Source organism: Natronoglycomyces albus (assembly GCF_016925535.1).
GTDB lineage: Bacteria > Actinomycetota > Actinomycetes > Mycobacteriales > Micromonosporaceae > Natronoglycomyces > Natronoglycomyces albus.
Genome location: NZ_CP070496.1, coordinates 2114536 through 2135588, shown reverse-complemented (window position 1 = coordinate 2135588; position 21053 = coordinate 2114536). Strand labels below are relative to the sequence as shown.

General features: G+C 56.4%; 14 protein-coding genes and 1 tRNA gene. 7 read left to right on the top strand and 8 right to left on the bottom strand.

What is annotated here, in order from left to right:
• Positions 1-66: 66 nt before the first annotated feature.
• The gene (locus JQS30_RS09065; protein ID WP_213169970.1) at positions 67-2805 is read left to right on the top strand and encodes an ATP-binding protein; all 2739 of its coding nucleotides are present in this window, start codon (positions 67-69) and stop codon (positions 2803-2805) included.
• Between the two features lie 108 nt (positions 2806-2913).
• Here the strand turns inward: JQS30_RS09065 and JQS30_RS09060 are convergent, their stop codons facing one another.
• A complete protein-coding gene (locus JQS30_RS09060; protein ID WP_213169969.1) occupies positions 2914-3609 on the bottom strand; it encodes an Rv1352/Rv1906c domain-containing protein in 696 nt (231 codons plus the stop codon).
• Between the two features lie 352 nt (positions 3610-3961).
• Between JQS30_RS09060 and JQS30_RS09055 the strand changes: the two genes are divergently transcribed.
• Positions 3962-4035 (top strand) — tRNA-Leu (locus tag JQS30_RS09055).
• Positions 4036-4320: 285 nt separating this feature from the next.
• Here JQS30_RS09055 and JQS30_RS09050 read toward each other — a convergent pair.
• The 5 genes from JQS30_RS09050 to JQS30_RS09030 all read right to left on the bottom strand — a co-directional run bounded on the left by JQS30_RS09050 (position 4321) and on the right by JQS30_RS09030 (position 9931).
• The gene (locus JQS30_RS09050; protein WP_213169968.1) at positions 4321-5181 is read right to left on the bottom strand and encodes a hypothetical protein; all 861 of its coding nucleotides are present in this window, start codon (positions 5179-5181) and stop codon (positions 4321-4323) included.
• A 20-nt stretch (positions 5182-5201) separates the two neighbouring features.
• Entirely contained in the window at positions 5202-6206 is a 1005-nt protein-coding gene (locus tag JQS30_RS09045; RefSeq protein ID WP_213169967.1) for a DUF4928 family protein, read from the bottom strand.
• Positions 6207-6219: 13 nt separating this feature from the next.
• Positions 6220-7500: a DNA cytosine methyltransferase gene (locus tag JQS30_RS17685; RefSeq protein WP_343076132.1), complete on the bottom strand. Its 1281-nt coding sequence runs from the start codon at positions 7498-7500 to the stop codon at positions 6220-6222.
• Between the two features lie 272 nt (positions 7501-7772).
• Positions 7773-8243 carry an endonuclease domain-containing protein gene (locus JQS30_RS17825; RefSeq protein WP_425498863.1) on the bottom strand — a complete coding sequence of 157 codons (471 nt, stop codon included), beginning with the start codon at positions 8241-8243 and terminating at the stop codon, positions 7773-7775.
• Between the two features lie 1349 nt (positions 8244-9592).
• The gene (locus tag JQS30_RS09030) at positions 9593-9931 is read right to left on the bottom strand and encodes a hypothetical protein (protein ID WP_213169964.1); all 339 of its coding nucleotides are present in this window, start codon (positions 9929-9931) and stop codon (positions 9593-9595) included.
• A gap of 160 nt (positions 9932-10091) precedes the next feature.
• On the opposite strand from JQS30_RS09030, the gene JQS30_RS09025 reads away from it, so the two are divergent.
• The gene (locus tag JQS30_RS09025) at positions 10092-11843 is read left to right on the top strand and encodes a hypothetical protein (RefSeq protein ID WP_213169963.1); all 1752 of its coding nucleotides are present in this window, start codon (positions 10092-10094) and stop codon (positions 11841-11843) included.
• Positions 11844-12718: 875 nt separating this feature from the next.
• On the opposite strand, the gene JQS30_RS09020 is transcribed toward JQS30_RS09025, so the two are convergent.
• Together JQS30_RS09020 and JQS30_RS09015 are read right to left on the bottom strand one after the other, a co-directional pair.
• Positions 12719-13183, bottom strand: coding sequence for an SAM-dependent methyltransferase (locus tag JQS30_RS09020; protein ID WP_213169962.1), 465 nt, complete (start codon positions 13181-13183; stop codon positions 12719-12721).
• 13 nt (positions 13184-13196) lie between these two features.
• A complete protein-coding gene (locus JQS30_RS09015; RefSeq protein WP_213169961.1) occupies positions 13197-14477 on the bottom strand; it encodes a helix-turn-helix domain-containing protein in 1281 nt (426 codons plus the stop codon).
• Between the two features lie 1050 nt (positions 14478-15527).
• Between JQS30_RS09015 and JQS30_RS09010 the strand changes: the two genes are divergently transcribed.
• Genes JQS30_RS09010 through JQS30_RS08995 form a run of 4 tightly spaced genes read left to right on the top strand, consistent with a single transcriptional unit; the run spans position 15528 to position 19813 of the window.
• The gene (locus JQS30_RS09010) at positions 15528-17420 is read left to right on the top strand and encodes a hypothetical protein (protein ID WP_213169960.1); all 1893 of its coding nucleotides are present in this window, start codon (positions 15528-15530) and stop codon (positions 17418-17420) included.
• Complete coding sequence (locus tag JQS30_RS09005) at positions 17417-18529, top strand: hypothetical protein (protein ID WP_213169959.1); 1113 nt, start codon at positions 17417-17419, stop codon at positions 18527-18529. The genes JQS30_RS09010 and JQS30_RS09005 overlap by 4 nt, the downstream gene beginning before the upstream one ends.
• The gene (locus tag JQS30_RS09000) at positions 18487-19293 is read left to right on the top strand and encodes an SDR family NAD(P)-dependent oxidoreductase (protein ID WP_213169958.1); all 807 of its coding nucleotides are present in this window, start codon (positions 18487-18489) and stop codon (positions 19291-19293) included. The genes JQS30_RS09005 and JQS30_RS09000 overlap by 43 nt, the downstream gene beginning before the upstream one ends.
• A gap of 19 nt (positions 19294-19312) precedes the next feature.
• Positions 19313-19813, top strand: a complete 501-nt coding sequence (locus JQS30_RS08995; RefSeq protein ID WP_213169957.1) for an NUDIX domain-containing protein — start codon at positions 19313-19315, stop codon at positions 19811-19813.
• Positions 19814-21053 lie beyond the last annotated feature (1240 nt).

The window sequence follows — 21053 nt, the reverse complement described above, 5'->3', positions numbered from 1 at the left end:
TATGTGAGGAGAGAAGTGTTTAACCCATTTCGCGACGGCCCAAGAAACTGGGTAGAGTTGATCCACGTGACGAACAGTGCCCCACCCGCCCTCCTCGGCCGCGCCGCAGACCTCGACGCAGCCATCACCGCCTGGGAAAAACTCGCCGCCGACCCACACAGTGGCCCCGTGGCCTACACCGTCACCGGCGAGGCCGGAATGGGCAAGACCAGCCTCCTGCACGCCATTGTCGATCGGATCAACGCGCCCACCACGCTCTATGGCACCGCCCGCGCTAGCGCAGCCGAACCCCACGACTGGTTTGCCGCCGCCACCGCCACCTACGAGCGACCGGCCGACACCGACCCGTTGGCCTGGAACGTGCTGCAACAACAACCCGTCGACGGCCCACTATCGTTGCCCGACCGAGCCCTACTACGGGTCGGCGTCCGTGCTCTGCGCCTGCTCACCAGCGGCGAACCGGCATTGATCGTCGTCGACGATCTGCACTGGCTTGACTCGGAAAGCCTCACCCTGTGGGCCGAACTCGCCGCCACCCGCGGACTGCCCGCCATGCTCATCGCCGGAAGCCGCGACCCCGACGAAGCCCACCATCCGCAGGCCGTCACTCACGTTCTAACTCGCCTCAACGCCTTGGCCAACTCCCACCGCTGCACCTTGACCGGCCTGACCCTGCCCGAAGTAGGTCAGCTGGTCAGCCGCGGGGGAGAACCACGCGTATCCGCGCATCACATTCGAACCATCCACCGCCGCACCGGCGGCAACCCCTTTTGGATCAATGAACTGATCAACGCGGGTACCCTCACTGACGCGCCCCTGCCCGGTCGCCTCGCCGCGCTCATCCGCGCGCGCCTTTCCGATGTACCCGACTCCGCCCGAGCCCTGGCCCGCACCATCGCGCAGCTGGGCGAAACCGTCGACCTGGAACTCTTGGCCAACCTCATCGATGAAGACATCACCGAGGAGATCACCACCCTGATTGAAACGGGAGTTCTCACCACAACCCCGGGCACCAATGGCCCGGCGACCACACTCTCATTCCGCCATGCTCTGGCCCGGGAGGCGATCGCCTCCACCGTCCTCCCCGCCGAATCGACCGCGCTTCACGCCCGAGCCCTCCGCCTGGCCCAAAGTCGCAACGACTACAGCGGCATCGTGCGCCACGCCCACGCCCTCAACCAAACCGAGGTAACCGTACAAGCGGCTCTGGCCGCTGGACGGGAGTACTTCGACCGATGGCTCTCAACGGCCGCGTTGGACATGGCGTTGCTGGGTCTTGAAGTTCAGCCCGACAATATCGACCTGCTCGAACTGGCCGGAGAATCCGCAACCCAGCAGGGCGACTTCCCCGCCGGAAAAGAGTTTTACCAGCGCCTCATAGCGCTATCGGCAGACCCGGAGCGCCTGAGCCTGGCGCACCTGCGACTGGCGGCAGTGGCCTGGCACGAAGGCCGAGTGGGGGATATGTGGACCTGCCTGGACCGATCGGAGGCGCTGGCCGAAGAGGGCAGTGTGCAGTATGCCCGCTGCTTGACCGGGCGAGCCCAAGCCCTGGTGTGGGCCGAAGAGTGGGGCAAGATTATTCCACTGTGCGAGCAAGCTGAACCGCTGGCCAAAAGGCATGGTCTGGAACGACAAGTCCATTCCCTGGCCGTCAGTCGATCGATGGCTGAGCACCATAATGGGGACGTGGAGTCCGCCGTTTCCACTCTCGAAGGAGTATGGCGCAACGCCGAGAAACTGGGCGACCTTCGCAAACTCGCCCGCGCCGTAAACAACCTCCTCCTCATTCAAATGGGACGTCTCAATGATGACGAGGCGTGGGACCTCTATGAGCGGGGGACGAAGGCCGTGGGCGATTTCGGGATGGCCATCCACGGCGGAACCATCACCCGAATCGGGGTGGGACGGGCCATCGAGCAGGGACTCCAAGAGCGTGCCTGGCAGTTGCTGCACGAGCGCTTGCCCATTGAAGCCGATCCGACCGAGCGCGTCGTTCTCGCAGCCCACGCGGGACTGATAGCCGTCGAACGCAATGAGATCGAAACCGCCACGACGCTGTATCGTCGCAGCCTGTCCGAATCGATCAACATGGACAAACATTGGGCTGTCACCTATCCACAGTGGCTCAAAATAGCGCTGGCGTGCCGGGGCGGAGACGCCGCCCAAATCTCTGAGGCTGTGCGTACCTATCGTGATAGCAACACGGTGGAGGAACACCGGCGCCGCGCTCATCGAGCCGTCGCGGTCGCGTGTGCGGCACTTGAGGCGCGGCAGTCTCCGACCGAAGTGCGCACGTTTGTGACTCAATGCCTTGCTCTGCCGATTGTGCCCGGAGCTTTCGACGAGGCCTACTCGTTGTGTGTGGCGCTGCGTTTTCATGAGGGTGATGCCGCGGGTGCGGTGTCGGTAGCCGAGAGCCCTGAATTCGTGGTTCCTCCGCAGGCTCCTTTGCGAGCATCGATACTGGCGATAGTGGGTCGGGCCCATCAGCACCTGGGCAACGTGGAGGCGGCTCGAACCTGGTTGCTTTCAGCGGAGCGAACGCTACGGCGATGGCCGGGCCACCGTAGAGATTCCATCGATTCTCTCCTGAAGTCTCTGCCGCCGGAGGGGGTGAGCCTGACCGCTAGGGAACGCGAGGTGCTTACTTTGGCCGCTGCCGGTTTGGCGAACCGTCAGATAGCGCGTCGGCTTGAGATTTCCCAACGTACCGTCGAGGTGCATGTCTCGAAGATCTTGGCTAAGACGAAGACCGCTAGCCGGACCGAGGCTGCGGCTTGGGCGGCAAGGCATTTTCTGTGAAGGCTCAGTGAATGAGGCTGGCCCGGCGTCGGTGCCGGGCCATGTGTGCCGACCACTGAGGGCGATACCAGCTTCTCAGCGGGCGATTCTCTTTCGGCAGAGAGCCGACTAGTCGTGTTGTTGACCGGCCCATTCCCCGCAGCCGGAGGATTCAAAGGCGTAGTCGCTTGGTTCAATCTGGACTGAAACGGAAGCTGTACCGAAGTGACTGGAGATGACGTCGGTGGAGTTGGGCGAGGAGAGCCGGGCAAAGTAGCATAGCCTCCCGTTGCCTTGCGCCTCGTAGGTTCCTGGCGCTACTTCGTCTCCGACGACATAGATCCCGTCGCCGGGAATCATCGATGTGTCGGTGTCGGTGTCGGTGTCGGTGTCGGTGTCGGTGTCGGTGTCGGTGTCGGTGCCTGGAAGTGACTCTTCGAGCTCATTGAGCTCATCCTCCCGCTGGTCGAGCTCTGCTTGCCGACTGTCGAGCTCGTTCTGGAGCTCCAACAGGTCCTCCTGGTGTTGCTCGATTTCGGCCAGGCGTTCTTCCGCCGGATCGACTGTGACGATACGTTCGACGTCAACCTCAATGAATTCGGTGGTCACAGCAGCCCTGTCGGGTTGCTTGCCGATGCCGGTTCCGACTGCGAAACCCAGTAGCAACAAGGCGGCGGCTCCCATGCCAATGAAGGGCATATGCGGGCCCATGCCGGTTGCCGGTGGTGGTTTCGGAGGTAGACGATGGTGCATCGGTTCGACGATGGGTGGTTGCGGTACCCCTCTGGGAGGACTCAGGCCGTGCTGAGAGTGAAATTCGTTCATCTGGGAATTATCGCAACAGGCGCACCATCGGTTGTCGGGTTTCCGACAAAAACCTAGGACCCAGTTGTAGGTCATGCGGCGCAAAATACGAACATACGTGTGGATTCACGACATGTAGTAGCTATTAAGGCAGCCCCGCAAGGGCCTTCTCCTGGGGGTGCTGCCGAGGCCGCGAGAAATTCTGGAGCATCGCTTCGCCGAAAGTGACCTTGCCTACTATCGGAATATGTGGACAGTGGCTATCTGGTGCCCTCAGCGCGAGGCTCGGCCTTGACCTGCGGTGGGCGACAGGAGGGGGCGTCGTGGTCTGTCAATCGAGGACGCGGTAAGATCTAACGCGGTACAAGCACTGGCCCTAGTATTCCAACTGGCAGAGAAGACGGCCTCAAAATCCGTACAGTGTGGGTTCGAATCCCACCTAGGGCACTCTAATGGCTAGGCACTCTGGTTGCCTTTATTGCGCTTGGTTCGATTCCGCTGCCCTCACTCGGAGGTCGTTATGGAAGTGACCTGCGTCGCCTTTTTGTCGGCGATGGGTGAGTGAAGCAAATTGTGGTAGCATGGGGCTAGGAGATCTGAAGCATCGGCTTCTGGTGGTTCATGACCAGGATTTTCACAGAACTGGGTAACCCGGGTTCGAGTCCCGGCTCCAGCAACGCTGGATGTAGCTCAATAGGATAGAGCGCCCATTTTTCTTGCTTATCGGGCTATTTAGCCCCAGCTTTCTATACTCCAATTCCCTGATTTACGTGACGCACTTTCGAGATCAGCGTCAGACAATTCAATCGGACTGTAGTATTGTCGCGTGTATCCGTTTAGGGCACGACGCCAGTTTGGTGAGTTTTTCACTTTCGAGGTCGTGTCCTGAAAGTCTTCGACGGCTATACGTGCCCATGAGCTCTTATTCAACTTACGTACGAGAGCACTGTTGACCTCACGTCCTAGCCGTTTGGTGACTGCAAATCCTGTCAGAATGTGTTCAGCAGTTAGTATCACTCGGTTAGATTGGACAACCCCGCTATGAAGCTGATCATTGAGTTCTTGCCACTCTTCTATAGACTCTTCGCTCATTCCTTGAATATGGTTGTCAAGGGCGGGTTGGCTGTATCCCCCGGCATGGATAATGCAGTTTCTCATCTTGCGTAGAAGATGGAAAATTTCTAGCCATTTTTCGGGCATTGGATGTCCTGCAGCCTCGAACAAGGTCTCATGCATACTCCAGGCTTTGAGTTCGCTTGCCTTGCAACCAATTGCAACCCCATCATCTCTAAGCAATTCGATGCTTGAGAGGACAAAGTGCTCGTGTGTCGCAAGAGCGTAGGGTAGTGCTACAGATGCAAGATGATGGTCCGCGTTGTCTAGCAGTGAGCGGGCACGGTCGCTACGCAAGTTGAGTCGGCGAATGTGTTCTACAGTCGGGAACAACTCGGACAATGTTCGTTTAGACCCGGTCGTGAGTTGCAGAGTGTGTGCCGCGAGCCGAGAGCCGGCAAGCATGGCCGTCATGGCATTGTTTGCTTCAGTCCTAGCAGCAATATAGGTCCTATATAGCGGAAATTGCACTTCGGCCATCTAGCAGCCTTCAATCTCTTCTATAGATTTTGTGGTGCTTCGATCATTAGCGATTTGTCAACTTCTACTTTGTTGACTCTCGTGTTGTAGGTTTCCAACAGTTGGCGGAGTCCAGATTTTACGCCGGCCGACGTAAACTGTGCTATTTCTTCGATATTGGTTCCAACGAAGTCTTCGATAGCTTGGACGGCGACTTGACGGCCAAGTCCTGCGAGTTCGCGAAGTTGTTCTGCTGCAGCGACTTTGTCGTCAGGGACGAGCACTCTCGGGCGGTAGCCGTCGGTGAGGTTTTTGGCGCATCTTGTGGTGAATAGAGCTTGGCTTGGACTCGTGGTGACGTGGATTCCCGTGTCTCCTACTTGGAAGTCACCGGCTCTGTTGGTTTGCTGGTCAGCCGTTGTGTAGCTTTCATTGTTGATCGTGATGTCAGGGAATCGAAGTTCGAGTTTTGCCCCGACAAGGTGTTGTGCTACTGCTCCGGCTGCGTTGCCACCGCGAACACGTCCAGCTTCAATCATGGCTGCAACCGCAGCCGCTACCGGTAGTTGCGGATCGATTTCGACTTGTAGACGTTCTTTGTCGAAGAAGTCGACTTGAATTTTGTTTACGAACCATTCTTGAAGTGACCATGCGATATAAGCTCGTGCTTGATCGTTTGGGTCTGTTGAGTAGTGCTTGCTCAAGCAATCGTTGATCAGATTTGCCAGACTTGCCACAAGGGTAACTGTTCCTCTGGAGGTCCGGCCGCCTTCACGAAGAAACACTCTTTCTTCGCCGTGCGCGGCGAGAAGTTTCTTGATGCGGCTCCCGCTGGCCCCCTTCACCTGAGACTTGGTGCGATAGTCGTTTTCGGTCAATGGGAAGGCTCTTGAAAGGTGATCGGCGGCGTAGACTCCGGCGCACATCACGTTTGGGTCGACGCGACCGTCGGACTTCCGTTGATCCTCATACCACCCCTCGATCTCTGTTACGAGCTGACGGAAGACTTCAACATCGTTGGGGCCAGAGGGTGCTGGTGATGTCAATTGTATGGTTTCCTCACGGGGCTGAGCTGACGGTGCCAGCGGACGCTATTGCCAAGATGGGGCGAAAGTAGTTGTGGCCCAACCACTCTACTACAGGTACACACACTGCGTCACCAAAACCGAACAGGGCTTGATTCTTTCGAATGTCACTGATGACGTAACTAGACGCACCCATGAGCCGGGCGTACTCGATTGGGGTCATCCAGCGGGCTCGCAGGGGAGAACCGCGTTGGATTCGCACTATAGCTTGTTTTGACGAGCCTCCGCGGGCAGTTCGTAGGCAGCCAGCGATGTCATCCGCTCGGATCTCCCAGGCAGGCTTTCCCTTACGAGTTCTCCTGTATGCACTGCGATAGATCGGACTACGTGCGTTCATAGTCAGGTCGTCAAGCCGTGCCTTCTGCACATCGGAGAGTTCAGCGACAAATCTGACTATCCGCTCTTCGCTCCACCAACGCTCGTCACTCAACCTCATCTCTTCAGCCTGTGTTGTAAGACCTCCATCGAGTAGCGGAGGTAGGTCCCGGAGGTCGAAGCGATGGGTTTCGAGATCTTGGTTCTCAAAGAATCCGCTAAGCCACTTAGGGCGAGTTTGAGATTCAGTAACGCAAAACGGCTGTGGCCCAGTATGAGTAGGACGAAGGGGAAGGCCAGCAGAGATCGCTGCACTCAGAACGTCGTGTTGGACAGCCACTATGAACAGACGTGGTCTCGATTGAGGGACGAATCTCCGCGCGTCGATGGTCATGATATCGACGGAGTATCCGAGTTGATTGAGGGCCGAGATTGCGGCGCTCAAGTCGGCCCCTTTGTGGCTGGTGGCGAGCCCGTTCACATTCTCCAAGGCGACAATTGCCGGGCGAGAGTAGTCGATCTCTTTGAGAACTCGTACTAGTTGCCAGAACGTCCCCGATTGCTTGCCCGCAAGCCCGCCTCGTCCACCTGCAAGAGAAAGGTCTGTGCAGGGGAATGAAGCCCAAGCTAGTGAAGTGCCTTCCGGGATGTCAGTTCCACGAACATCAGTGATGTCTCCGAGGTGAAAATCACCTTGCGCAGCGTCACCGAACTGGCGAAGGTACATCTCCCACTTAGCCCGCTCGATATCGTTGGCCCAGGTCACACGAAAGCCAGCGTTCTCAAGTCCAAGCCGCGCCAGACCGATACCTGCAAAAAACTCGGCAACCTCGAACGCTTGGAGACCAGTGGAACTGCTAGCAGCTGGGCTGATTTTGGGTACGCACGGAGCATCTGTCACAGAAGCGATAGTAGAGCGTCTACAGTTCGTGCTCAGCATCTGGCCCCCGTGAATCTTGGTCCTGACCGGTCAAGCCAGGATAGAGGGTGGCTCCGACACAGTATGCCGATCAGCTGTAACCCTAGCGCGTGGACTGACGGCGAGACTTGTGCCGTACCTGCGAGACAGGCCACGAAGCGCGCCCAGATGGTGCCCTGATTCCATGCGTCCACCCGTCAGGTGCGAAATTGCTGTAGGCGAGGGTTGGCTCACCGGCCCGTGAGCCAACCCTCGCCTACAGCGTGTGGGTCTCGACATTGGCCCAGCGTAGTTTATCCTGCCTTCGTGCTAGCCATAACCTTGTGACCGTTTCGGTCGTAAGTGCACCGGATGATGAGTCCAGGCGTGGATCGCAGTCGTGCCGGGGCGTGAGGTCTGTTGTGCGTCTCGCCTAGAGTGCAATAAAGAGGCATATCGAATAGTGAATTCGATGACCCAACTCTTGGCCTTTCAGTGGCTGTTAACTCAAATCTGGGCTTGCATCGTGAGATGCCGTATGAAGGCCTAGGGTATTGGGTGTGCCTACTTATTGACTTAGAGTAGACTATTTTTAGGCCCAAGATTGAAGCCGGGTTCCGATGCCTATAGCGAACAAAGACCTCATCTTGCGATCTAGCCTCACGCGCATTGCAAGAGCGGCATAGAAAACCTCTGATAAGGCCCGAATCATGGTCATGGTCGAGGTCGAGCTTCTCCGGCTTCACGCCACAGATGGCGCAACTGCCGCCGTGCCATGCCTTCATTGACTTGACATGGCCAGAATCTGTGTGTATGGATATTTGGCAACGCGGCCTCTTCCAGCTCCAGCAGTATGGATAAAAGAGCTCAGTGGGATTTTCGCGGGTAGACCTTCCATCTGGCGCGCACTTTGGGCAAAAGTGCACGCTAAGGAAGGAATTGAATACTGTTGACCCTCTCGTATTGTGGTAACACTCAATGAACGGAGAAAATCGTTCTTGGAGCTCTGAGCGCGATATCAAGTCATATTCTTGGAGGGCGTTGGGGTCGTAAACTTGAACTTGTTGATGGTAGCGGTCGCTGCCGTATTTATGTCGCTCCATAGGGGCAGTAGGATCTTTAATGTCAACATTCGTGCAGATGCCGGTATGGACTATCACTTGAGCACTAAGATAACTGTGCCTAATTTCAAGTAGGTAGTCGTGTGCCGCTCGTTCATTTCTGATGCGTTCGCGCCTGTCAAGCTCAGCTTTGTGCCTTTTGACTGCGTCAGCGTGCTCTTCAAAGATGTTGTCACATTGTGGGCAGCATCTGCTTAGAGGATAGGAACCACTGATAACTGCTGCGAGTTGCTGCTTCAAATCTGATGAAGTAGTTTTCCCGTCCTCTATTGCGTCAAGCATTTTGTAGATTGAGGAGAGATCGACAGCATAATTGCATGTGTTTTCGACGGTAGTCTGGTCAGTCTGAGGTGGCTGGTAGTAGATCTGAGTACTTTCCGTGGAGTCAAAATATGACTCGAAGTTGCCGGCAATCCGTATAAGCTCAGATGTCTCATCGTTCGGTTTGTGCCACATTGGCAGGGGTGCTGCTGCCGCTGTTGAGAGCACCTTGGTTGGGAGGTTCTTGTCACGCTTCTTAACCATCGCTCTGTTGTATCACGCATGTATGACATAAAGGGGGCCGTAAGAAGTAGGCAGCTTCATGGGCAAACTAGTCTACTAACATTGCCCGCAAGCCCTGGCGATTGCATGGAGTTATTGGAATGTTACGAATTGTGTTAAGGCGCTTAGGCGCGTGTCTTCCTTGCCGTGAAAATCTGGCAACTAAGCCATTGAAGTGATGTAGTTTGCACTGATTCAGATACGACAATTTTCACGTTCAAGTACTAGATGCACGGTTCGTGGCTTAGATGTGCAAGCTACCGACGCGCTACTTGATGGTTGAACGTATGCGGTGTGGGGTGCCAGGAAGTAGGCGAGGGCATGACTGGTTCGTTTCTGGACTCGGTCGCAGAATGATTGGACCGCTCGCTTTATCTGGCGGTGGTCCTTGTTGACTTGGCTGGCCATGTGCCGCTTGAGACCGTGTGGAGGAGCTTGCCGGGTTGAGGTGCGGGGCCCAGGTGGGCAGGTCAGCGCAGTCTGAGCCGGTCGGATCGCTTGGTGACCCATTCGGGGACTCTGTTGGCGCGGTGGGCGGAGTGCCCGTCGAGGACGAGGTGGATTTTCTGACGGACTAGATGAGCCAGGGTCTGAGGGCCATGCGGCCCTTCGAGGTCCAGATCGAAGTCCGTGAGACACCGAACTCCGCACCGTCTTGGCCACCTCATCACACCGGTGTTGGTTTCAAGCACGATGCGGTGGAGAAGGTAGTTGCTGCCGTATGTGTTGATCAGAACTAGGCAGTTGTCGCTCGACTGGGCGAGTGGCGGACGCATGTCCGCGATGACAGCCGTGAGCGAAGATGCCAAGATAGGCACGATGCCTGGCCCACCGTGAAACCCTTGTCTTCGTGCACCTACTCGGGTCTCTTGACGTCCGGTCCAGAAGCGAAGCGCCTTCCCGTCTGCAGAGTTCGAGATCACTGGGTCGCTCGTGAAAAACCCTTAGGGGTGACCCTAAGCTGACGTTATGGATGAAATCACTCTAATTGCCGTGATCGATGATCTACCTCCGGTGATGGTCTTTCCACCGATAGAGCTGTCCTCAAGCATGCTACTAGGGGTGAATCGGTCTGGGGCCGACCCAGATGCGGCTGCTGCCCTTGATCTCGTATCGGCCTCGCTTGCTGGGCAAGACACACCACAAGTGCCCGAGGACGCTGACTCGGCGGCACTCCACCGAGTGAAAGACTGGGCGTCCAGGTTGAATCGCCCAGAGTTCCGGGCGCTCTTGAGGCATATCTGGCTCAGCTCCTTGGAGAAGCCAGGCCGTGAGTGGGAGCTTGCCATCGGCGCAATTGACGATTACCTCGACGGCGTGCGGAAGATACAGCAGCATCCGAAGCGGCACACCTTCTCTCCTTCGCTCGTGCCGCTGCCACATCTCATACCTGTCGTTCAGATGGTACGGAACGCAGCCGAACTTGCTGTGTCCACGGGCCAGAACAAGAGCTTCGAGCAGGTCGTCGATGTCGCGGGCGAGATCATCGAGCAGCTGTTGAACGACCCTGGGGCCACCGAGCCTCTCCACGTCCTCAGCCTCATTTCGGCCCTCAAGGTGCGCAAGCCGGCTGGACACCACGACCTGGTACTTACCTGGTTTGAACAGGCAGAAATCCGCTGGCCGAGCCCGGAACACAAGGCGGAGATTATGAAGGAACGCTGGGAGTGGGAGAAGGTGCGCAAGGGCGCTTCTGCTGATGACATCGAAACCCTCGCCATTCGGTATGTCGAACGGCGGCTCCAGCAGATCGCAACTTGCGAGCCGGCCAAGCAGGTTGGGTCGCTTTCGTGGTTGCTTCAAGAGTGCCAGCAGATGAACCTCAAGACGCATGACACCTATGACCGCGTTCGCTTTCGCCACGAGGTCGCTCAGGAGCAGATACCCCTTGAGACAATACGAATGGAGCTGCCTGGACTCGGGGAAGTTCTCACACGCTATGGACAGCAGCTGGCCGACCAGATCGAGCGGGCAACATCATTGGCCGCAGCGCTCAGGTTGATCGTCTGGGATAAAACTCCAGCCGAGTACGCTCCGAAGCCCGAGATGCCCGAGGGCATCCTGCGCCTTCCGACCGAATACCAGAATCCCCACGGACACACCGAGTTTCGAGTACCGCAAGACCGTGTTGATGTAGTAGAACAGCAACGCAACTGGCTCCTCGGAATCGATGTCTTCGGACTGCCGCTCGCTGATCAACTCGATGCCGTCCACCGGGCGTTCCAACCTACACGCGACGATCTCAAGCAGCTACTTCCTAAGCTGTCGGTGAATCGGCTCCACGACTACACCGAAGACCTCGTCCAAGCCTTGCTGGACTACTGGAGTGGTTCCACAGAGCAGGCCTGGAGCGCTGACCACTGGGCATCGCTCGTGATTGATGGCCTGGCTCGTGAGATTCTCCGAGCCAACGAAGTTCCAATCAGAAAGGCTCCCAGCTTTGATTCCACGAAGATCGAGAGGGCGGGCGGAAAGTCGACCGACGATCTCATCAAGGATCTGACGAAGACTGACTTCCCACCCTCCTGGGCCGAGATGATGCTCCTGCTGGCGAGCCATCCAGTCAGCGACACCGAAACTGGCAAGGAACCAAACCTCGGCTTCAACCAGAGGAACGCGCACGCACACCTTTGGGCAACGGAACCGCAACGTCAGCGTACAGCGATGCTCCTCCAGACAGCGTTGGCGGCTTCCTTCTATCTCGTAGACAGAGAACTGTAAAAGAGGCTTTGAAGCTTTAGTTTAGAGATCTGAGCCCAAATTGCTGCTAATCCAATCGTGCATCCTTTGACATACACGATCAGTGGGCAATGATGCAGTGGCGACGCTTACCTATTGGCCTGCTTCTTTGTGTTGAATGTTCGTTGCTGTGTTTGTTGGCAGTGATCTCAGGGTGGATACGTGTAGGCATTCCCGTCCGTTGCAGGCGTTACTGAGGATGAGGGCGGTGGCCGTGATCAGAGACGGGCGAGCACGGCCGAGGCTACTCATCTACTTTGAGTAGCCTCGGCCTATCGCTCGTGGGTCCCAACATCGATCAGTGGTGGTCTATCCGGGTGTAGCCTTTGGCAGCATTTGGTGTCCGTTTCGGTCGTAAGTGCATTCGATGGTGAATCCAGGCGTGGGTTGGAGTCGTGCCGGGTCGGGGGCGTGTAGGTCTGTGTCGTATCTCGCCTAGGGCACCGTAAATTATGTAGACTATTCATTTCTTGAGCGTCAATTGTTGATCTCTCGCTTCGGTGTGCAGGTAGCATGGAATCCTGCTTTTATGGGGAACTAAAGCGTATTCGTGGATATTATTGACTTGTAAAGGCTGTTGAGATTTATTCCAGTCGATTGTTCTCTCTATCGACCAGAAACAGTCCTTGAAAAGTATGCCAATGAGCTCCGGAATGAGCTGGGCTGCTCGGACCTCGCTCTCGCAGATGCGAGTATTGCGGCTTTGAATGTGCATAAGTAAAGAGCTGACGAGGATACCGAGGTCTCCTTTTGCATAAGCCCCAAGGTGAAGATTAACTGCACCTGCCTAAAGAGTGCTCATGGAGCTGAGTTTTTGACTACCCCGTGTATTCGCTAGTCCTTCACGGGTGAAGTAACTAATAGTATTTTCCCAACATTTCTGATACCCAGCTTGGTTGCGATACTTCGCCGCGTGGGCCCATTTCCTTGAACCAGGGTTTGATGTCGATGACTGGGCTGCCGTCCACGGCGTCAAGGTCTTGTACGTAGATGTCGAGTCCGTCGACTTTGAGGAGCTTGCAGCGTGAGACGCCTAGCCAGTTCTGCCTCCGCATATGGCGATGCCCGAAGACGCCCACCTCCGGCCATTCTGGGTTGTCGCGTGGGCTCCTTGCGCCGCGATTGAGGTCGTTCTGGTCTGTTAGGTGGAAGTGGAATATGATTTCTAGGTGAGAGAATGTGTCCAGGTTTTTGGTGGATTCGACTGGGAAGCGAGTGCTGTCGATCCGAATTATTGCTTCGGTGCCTCCCCAGTGGTCATCTGTTGGTTTAACTCGGCCTCCAACGACGTAGCCAACCGGCTCAACCGTGAACTGTTCCATTACTAGATTCTCCTTAGTGGGGAAGGGATAGGTAGAGGTCCGCACGTTCGGCGAGTTCCGAGCTGCCTGGGTATTTGATTGTGGGTTGCGAGTTCAACGTGGTGAGAATGTTGCTTGCAACGTTTCTTGTGCGTCCTGATCGAATTCCGTGCATGCTGTCGAGCGATGTGTTCCACATTGAGAATGCTTCTTCGACATTTCCACGACGGAACTCGACGTCTGCTTGTAGGCCGAGGGTAAGTGCATGGGTTCGGGTAAACCTTTCGGCGTTTCGGGTGCGTACGGAATGCGCGAAGTGCTTTGCTGCACCTGTAAAGTCCCCCATGTCACGTAGCCCGCACGCCGTCTCATGGGACAGGGAAGCTTCGCCGAAGAAGAACACCCTCTGTGGTTCCTCCTGAGATGGGCTAGCGTTTCTAAGGTCAGACTCGGCATGAAGCAGCGTGCGCGCCGCCGCTGTGTGTTCGTCGTTGGCGATCAATGCTCGCGCGTAAATGACTTGAATAAGTGCGCGTTCCCGTGGGCACGCACGACCATAGCGACCTGGTGTCATGGAGCGCCGCGCAAGGCCAAGCGCTCGCGTGCGGTCTCCCAAATCGATGGCTTGATGTGCCATGGCCCGCAAGATATGCGCTTCAAGCGGCCCGTCTCCAGCTTCGTGGGCCATTCTTGCCGCTGATGTCAGGTACCGATCTGCCACGGCGTGTTCCGAGGCGTCGTAGCTCATCCAACCGATGACGTATAGCAACTCCGCTACTGCTCGGAACATGTCCTGGCGAGCCGAAGAGCTTGCGGAGGCTAGCTGCGGTGCTACCTGTGTTTGTAGGTAGTGTTCGACCGCGACGCGTGCTTGGTTCCCGCCGCCGTGGCGCTGCTCGTGAGCGGAGTAGGTGACCGTGAGGTCCCGAACGATCTCAATGACATTGGATCGATCATTACTTTGGGCCGAGTCGTCGTGCGCAAGCCCTACAAAGCTTGAGCTGAAGCCAACGCCAGCAGCGAGAAAATCACGTCTATTCACTGGGGCACCCTCTCTGCTTGCCGAAGCTGAGGTTACCTCAGGCGCTACAGAGGAGTTCGCCTGCGGGTTTGTCTCTAGTAGAACATCGAGTTCGTCCATCGAAACCCCGAGCGCCGTCGCCAGTGGATGACGCTTGTCCGGCTGGGGACTGGCCGTGCCTGACTCCCAGCGCCTGACAGTCACAGAGGCCACCCTGAGACGGGCTCCGAGGCTTTCTTGAGTGAATCCGCGTGCTTTCCGTCGCGCGCTAAGAAGTCTTCGTTGTTGCGGCATATACGTCCAAAGGGAGTTGGCGTGCCAGATTAGCTGTTTAGTGTATCGGAATCCAAGCCGCAGCGTATAGGTCTGTTGTTCGGTTTGTGTTCGGTAAATGATCGGTTTTAGTTCTGGTCTCCTGTGTCCTTATCGCGTTTGATGTGGTTGAGAAGCAAAGAGGTCGGTGGTTGACAGATGTTGTTGTGCCGCTGATCGGGCTGTGACAGCGAGCGATGGTGCGTCTCAGCTCGGACAACTCGACCCCGTATAGAGGTGCCCTTCCCTTCGCCCAGTACGAAGGTGCACAGCTGGGAGAAGGGAACGTCTCATGATTGTCGAACGGCTTACTGAACGTCGGTACGTGGCCCCATGGCAGGAATTTGACGTGGGCCATGCCTTGGTCAACTCACGGTGTTATCGATTCACCTTCGTTCCGGACGATAACGAGCTACTCATTCAAGCGCTGGCTCCGGGCAAACTTGCGCACTACGTAGGTGCCGTTGTCAACGTGCTCGGGAAGTCGGACTCGACAAGGTTGGAACTTGCAGATGCGCAGGTGCCACAAGGTGAAGCTGCCGCGATCCTATGGGCAGCTTTGATCGTTCTCGATGAGAAGCGTCGAGAGATAGCCCGAATGCTCCAGGCTAAGTGCGGTTTGCGGAGTGGCTGTGATGTCGCGAGTTTACGTATCGATTCAAGCGGTGGAACACCGCCTCGCCATTGTGAATGTTCGCAGTGTGGTGGTTCTGGTGAGCCGTCTCGGTGCGGAGTCAGTGTGGTGCCACCTAGTCGAGGGTAGCGACTTGATCGACCTTGGACCGGTGTCGTGGGGCGCAGGTTGCAAACCGGTTTTGAAGCCAAGCTCTGATCAGAACGTCGTGGAACCGGGTACTGCTCTAGCAGATGAGATCGCGCTTAGCGCTGCTGAAGTGGGGAAATCTGCTAATCCAACGAAGCCCTAACCACTTGCCAGGCCACAGGTTGAGTTTCACGATGCGGTGAGACGAGATCGGTTGGGCGAGGGCGCGGGCCACCTCAAATCTACAGCGAAGAACGAAGGGAGCAACGATGTCTCGGTTTGTGGCATTGAATGGGGTCGATGGTGTTGGTAAGACCACCCAAGCACGGCTCATGCTTCGGCGAGCGGGGCCGGTGTTGGCTGATGCGGGTCGTCTAGACGAGTACGACGCACGCTGGGGCAAACTTGCCCCTGATCTGTCGAGGTGGTGGTTTGAGACTTCGTCGCTCGGCGAGTTGGCTGGATTGTTGGCTGACTCGTACATCGCGCGTCATGACGCCTCCGTTCGGTCTCCGGTGCCCGTGGTGGTGGATCGGGGCGTGCCCATGCTTGAAGCCAGCCTGGCAGCGACCATCGCAGTCCGTACCAAGTCGGAAAGTGACGTGGCGCTGGATCATGCCAGGGAACTGTTGAACCCGTGGCGAGATCGGTTGCAACAGCTCTGGGAGCGCGAGCATAGCGTGTTGCTAACTCACTCTGATGAACCTAAGGACTGCGTGGCGGTAGCGATCGGCCGTCAGGAGTCCACCACCGTGACCTACGAGCGCTACCTAGCTCATTTGTGCCAGATCATGTGCAGGCAGCAAGAAGAGAACATGTTTACACAGGTAATTAATACCGAAGGCAAATCGGTTGTACAGGTGCAAGGTGAGCTACGAGAAGGACTCCGTGCTCAGGGAATTCACGTGGAGAACCCGTGGTACGAGCGACCTCTACACATCGTGGCCCTTGGTGGTCTCTCGGAAAGCGGCAAGAGTACCGCCGGGGCGCAGCTTGCACACCGTCATGGTTTCGTCCGTTTCAAGATGGGCTACCTCATGGACGTTGCTGCAACCCGGCACGGCATCGCGCGCCCGTACGACGAACCTGCGCCAACTCAAGCAGAGCTTGTGACCGACGAGGTCGACCGTTGGTTGAGCGCCCACCACTATCAGCACGCGATCAGTATCGAGTCCCTACATTCCTACGACTTGGCCCTTCAGCTTCAAAAATACTGGGGGCCCAAACTATCGACGGTGTATGTCGATGCCACTGAGGAACTTCGCAGACACCGGTCTCTGAGTACCGATCCTCACGATGTAGAGGTTCGCGACCAAGTCAAGAAGTCCCGAGGAGCCGACCGAATTCGCCACATCGCTGATCTGCGGATAGGAAACAACGCCTCACAAGCCCATCTTGGCTACCACGTAGCGCGGCTGGCCAACAGCACCCGGGAGAAGGTGCGTCCACGGCTGACCACAGTCGAGGCGCTAGGTCTTCCTGCTACAGAGACACAGGCAGTGTCAGAGTGGATCGGGTCCCTGACGGCGGGCAATGACCGTCAGTTGGTCGACTTGATCGCAGTGACTGGTTCAGCGGGCCGAACCAACTTTCGCACCTGGTGGAGCGACATAGACCTGCTCCTCATCGGCACTCGGTACGACATGGGGAAACTCCTCAAGGTGACCAGGCGGCTACGCCGCCAGTTGGGGAACCGACACGTCGGTTTGACGTTCCTCAAACCAGCTGAAATCGAATGCGGCGCTTTGCCCTCACGGGTGACCCATGCTCTACGACAAATTTCCAATGGGGCCACTGGCGTTCAATGGCGTGCAGAGAACGCAGTTGTGCCACTGATCAGTGAGGAAATCGATCGCGAAGCCACCTGGGCGGACGCACAGCAAACGGCGATGGAACTTCGGCGCGCCCTCGTGGACGAGAGCACGCCCCGAGTTCTCTTTAAACGCGCGGCACTTCTGGCCAAGAAGGTCCTAGTCGCCAACGGCACGACCAAGGAAGACGATCAAGACGCACTACGCGACTACTGTGCCTTGTACTCGCGCTCTCATCCAGCTGAACTGTTCGTCAAAGCTCGTGTTTATGCAAGCCACAGCCGCTCTCTTGCCGAAACAGTCTTGAACGCGTGGTCAGACATCGTCGATGAGAACGGGGGCAGGATGTGACTGGCCGTGAATATCAACTCGACGCCCGAAGCGCAGCCGGGCTGATCGCACTGCGCGGAATCATGCCGGTCCCTCAGATCTACACCCTCACCAACCGAGGCGAGCCGCAGCTATTCATGGAAGACATCCTCGCCTCCAAACGCAGCCAGCACCTGCTAGGAGAGGCCATAAGCGCGGCAGACAACAGCGATGCAGACGTCACTACAGTCCGCCATGCCATCAGGCAAGTGTGCGACTCATGGCAAACCTCTATAGACCTGACTGGCGACATCGTGCCCCTGTCCCAATGTGTTCCTGGGCTGTATCGCTCCCGGCTGGCACCAAAAGGCAGGCTTGAACAGTGGTACGCCAGGCACTCCGGAATAAAGGTACCCGCACTGTTTGACACGAGACCAACACAACTACGTCACTTCGGGAAAAACTGCGACTTCATACTCAACGGCAGACCCTATGGGCTCAACGTATTGGACTCTATCGAGCAAGCGCGCCGGATGCTACCCGAGGACAGCCAGTGGATGAGCGCGCTAACCCAGGGAGACCCGACCGAGCCCAACATTGGTGTAGAACCCTTGTGCTGGCTAGATTTCGAGTATGCCGGTCGCAACACCATTTGCGGCGAAGTTTCCAACCTCCTTTGGTACCTAGTCGGCCTAGGTGGTTGGCTCGTGCCTACCTGCCAACCCAAAGTCTTTGCGCGCACTCTTCCAAATGCGAAAAGCTACGACCATCCCCTCATAAAGTTCACCACAACCAGATCGAAATGGAGCTATATCGATGTTCGTGTTCGCTGGGACATGGGCCTCGGACGGGCTGCCGCGCTGGATGAACTGATTGCCCGGCTCTCACCGGGCCGACCACTATACGAGGCGTGCCTTGCGACCACGGACTCAAACAACCTCATGGACGCTTTGAGACCCTGGCTCATCACGCGCATACTTGGAGTCATCCCGCCCACCCAAATGCAACCTGATCAAATCCTGGGTTGCCTGTCGGCCCTAGCCGTTGTCTCTGATCCGGCAACCACCATCGACAGCCTTCTAGCCGACTTGGGACAGGAGGTGAAACCATGGACACCCGCATCGTGCGAGTACCCCGAACACCGGCTATAGCACAAGCCCTTCCGCTCGCCGGGCGGGTCGCACTCGTCAGCGGAGGAACAACCGGCATCGGTTTGGCCATCAGTAACCAACTGACCAGCCAAGGTGCGGCAACCATGATGATCGGCCTGCACCCGAGCCCGGAAGCGGACAAACTTGCCATATTCAGTCAACACAATGGAACACAGGCCGCAGTCACCACAGCAGACCTGCGCGACAGCGCCGCTCCAACCCAGATTGTAAACACGACACTGCACAACTGGGGACACGTAGACATCTTGGTCAACTGTGCTGGAAGTTACCCACGCATAACATGGGACGACCTCAATGAACCACATTGGAACGAAGCTATCGACATTAACCTCAACATTCACTACCGAATGGCCAAAGCCGTCACCAGACACATGCAGCACCGAGGATGGGGTCGCATCATCAACATCGGATCGGTCAACGCCCGCATTGGTCGGGTCGGCCTTACTGCCTACGTCACTGCAAAAGCGGCCATGGAAGGCTTCACTCGATCACTGGCACGCGAACTTGGCCCGCACGGCATTACGGTAAACGGTGTCTCGCCAGGGGCCATCGAAGTGCCTGCCGAACGCAAACTACCGCCACAACACCGCACATCACCAGCCACACAAATCGCCCGACAATGCGTGCCCCGCCGAGGCCAACCCGACGACGTAGCTGCGGTCGTGGCATTCCTAGCCAGCCCAGCAACCGACTTCATCACCGCACAAACCATCCACGTAGACGGCGGCTGGATACCCACATGACCATAAACAGGAGCACACCATGCGAATCCGGGTCCGCGCCCTCATCCACACAGGGGAAAACAACATCCTCACCATCAAACGCACCAAACCTGGCCAGCCGCCCTATTGGGTACTGCCCGGCGGCCATGTGGAGCCCACCGACGCCAGCCTCGAACAAGCCCTGATACGCGAACTGCGTGAAGAACTCGGAAACGACACCGAAGTACAGGACCATCCGCGGCCAGTCTTCAAACTCCAACGGTGCGTCGACGAGGTTGAGATCATCTACGCCCTACACATGCCAAACCCGAACACCGGCAACAACGCTCCAAGTGGCCCTGAATTCACCGACCCATCACGAGGAGGCTACGGCATCGACATCATCCCCACCACCTACGAGGACTTGAGACAACGTCCGCTCCTGCCTCCCGAACTCAAGAACGCGCTTCTACAAGAACAAATCGCCTCCGGCACCACCACCGGGATGAGATCAGTACCGGAGCGTGAACTCCCAACCATTGCCGACCTCGACCCCTGCTGATAGCTTCTGCGGGCCATGTGGGGAGAGGGGATTACGTTGCACGGAGGAGGCGTGGATAGCCGTACTTGCTGGCTGGCCCTGTTTGGACCGCTCCAAGAGCGAGAGCGCGCAGCCGCTATCTCGGAGCGGTTCAGTCGGCAGTTGTTCACCGACCGGCCCTCAGCTTCAATGTGGGTTCCGCTCTTGACCGGACGTGGTTTACCCGGGATTCAATTGGGCCCGAGTTTTGTATCCGTTTAGGTCGTAAGTGCACTGGATGGCGAATCCAGGCGTGTACAGAGTAAACTCAATCTGTTAGACGGGTCTCAAGATTGACAGCTACTTATGTGAAAGAAATTCCGCAACTATCGCACCCGCGATGTACGCCTACCTCGCCACCCCTACTGGCCTGCGAGTGAGTGGCATTATCACTTGATCCTGAAGACCAGTTAGCGGATCCACTTCGCTGAATACCCGCCCACAAACGCCCTTGGCAGGATCCACTTTGTTTTTGTGTTCTTGAATGAACACTCATCCACTCGCCAATGTGATTATATGAATAGTGACTGCTAATATAGTTAGATCCACATGACCTATGAACCACTCGATCGTTTCCAATCGCTTCAGCCGCTGAAGGAACAATGGAACCTATTGTGGCACCAATCAAAACGAAACTTGCACAAAAACTGCAAGTTTTGCGCTAAACTGACTAAGTGTCTTATACATCATAAACCTCCTAAAATCTTGATGAATTTGGAATGTAAAACGTCGTCTGATCTAGCTCTTTTTAGTATTACGATCTCTAGAATACTTGTACCCATTAGAAATGCCGTAAACGTAATGACCGATTCTCCGTGAGGTATTGCCTTAGCCAAGATCAGCAGGCCAATTAGAATCCTTGCAAAAAATGTTCTCTCGAGATAACTCCAGACACGTTCCGATATATCTCCGCTCTTGATAATTTGAGTAAGAACGGCAATCAACACTATAAGAGTGGCACTTGATGTTATTGCCACTAGCAATGAGATCGTAGGTCCTTCAAATATTATGGTCCAAGAATTAGCGTTGTTAGCTATCCACTTTACTTGTTCCCAAGGCGGCACGAAAAGCCAATTTGTAGCAGCTGCAAAAGCGAACATCAATGACTGGAAGATAATTACAGAAAACTGGGCTACCTTGGTGCCCAAGTGTCTCGTAATATTCAAGAAGCTATCCTTTCAATCGAATAAAGTGCCATGAGTCTTGTCGAATGCCTATAACA

Bases quoted from the DNA above. Each gene is read 5' to 3' on its own strand.
- JQS30_RS09060 (WP_213169969.1), bottom strand. From the start codon at position 3,609: ATGAACGAATTTCACTCTCAGCACGGCCTGAGTCCTCCCAGAGGGGTA.
- JQS30_RS09050 (WP_213169968.1), bottom strand. From the start codon at position 5,181: ATGGCCGAAGTGCAATTTCCGCTATATAGGACCTATATTGCTGCTAGG.
- JQS30_RS17685 (WP_343076132.1), bottom strand. From the start codon at position 7,500: ATGCTGAGCACGAACTGTAGACGCTCTACTATCGCTTCTGTGACAGAT.
- JQS30_RS17825 (WP_425498863.1), bottom strand. From the start codon at position 8,243: ATGAAGGCATGGCACGGCGGCAGTTGCGCCATCTGTGGCGTGAAGCCG.
- JQS30_RS09025 (WP_213169963.1), top strand. From the start codon at position 10,092: ATGGATGAAATCACTCTAATTGCCGTGATCGATGATCTACCTCCGGTG.
- JQS30_RS09020 (WP_213169962.1), bottom strand. From the start codon at position 13,183: ATGGAACAGTTCACGGTTGAGCCGGTTGGCTACGTCGTTGGAGGCCGA.
- JQS30_RS09015 (WP_213169961.1), bottom strand. From the start codon at position 14,477: ATGCCGCAACAACGAAGACTTCTTAGCGCGCGACGGAAAGCACGCGGA.
- JQS30_RS09010 (WP_213169960.1), top strand. From the start codon at position 15,528: ATGTCTCGGTTTGTGGCATTGAATGGGGTCGATGGTGTTGGTAAGACC.
- JQS30_RS09000 (WP_213169958.1), top strand. From the start codon at position 18,487: ATGGACACCCGCATCGTGCGAGTACCCCGAACACCGGCTATAGCACAA.
- JQS30_RS08995 (WP_213169957.1), top strand. From the start codon at position 19,313: ATGCGAATCCGGGTCCGCGCCCTCATCCACACAGGGGAAAACAACATC.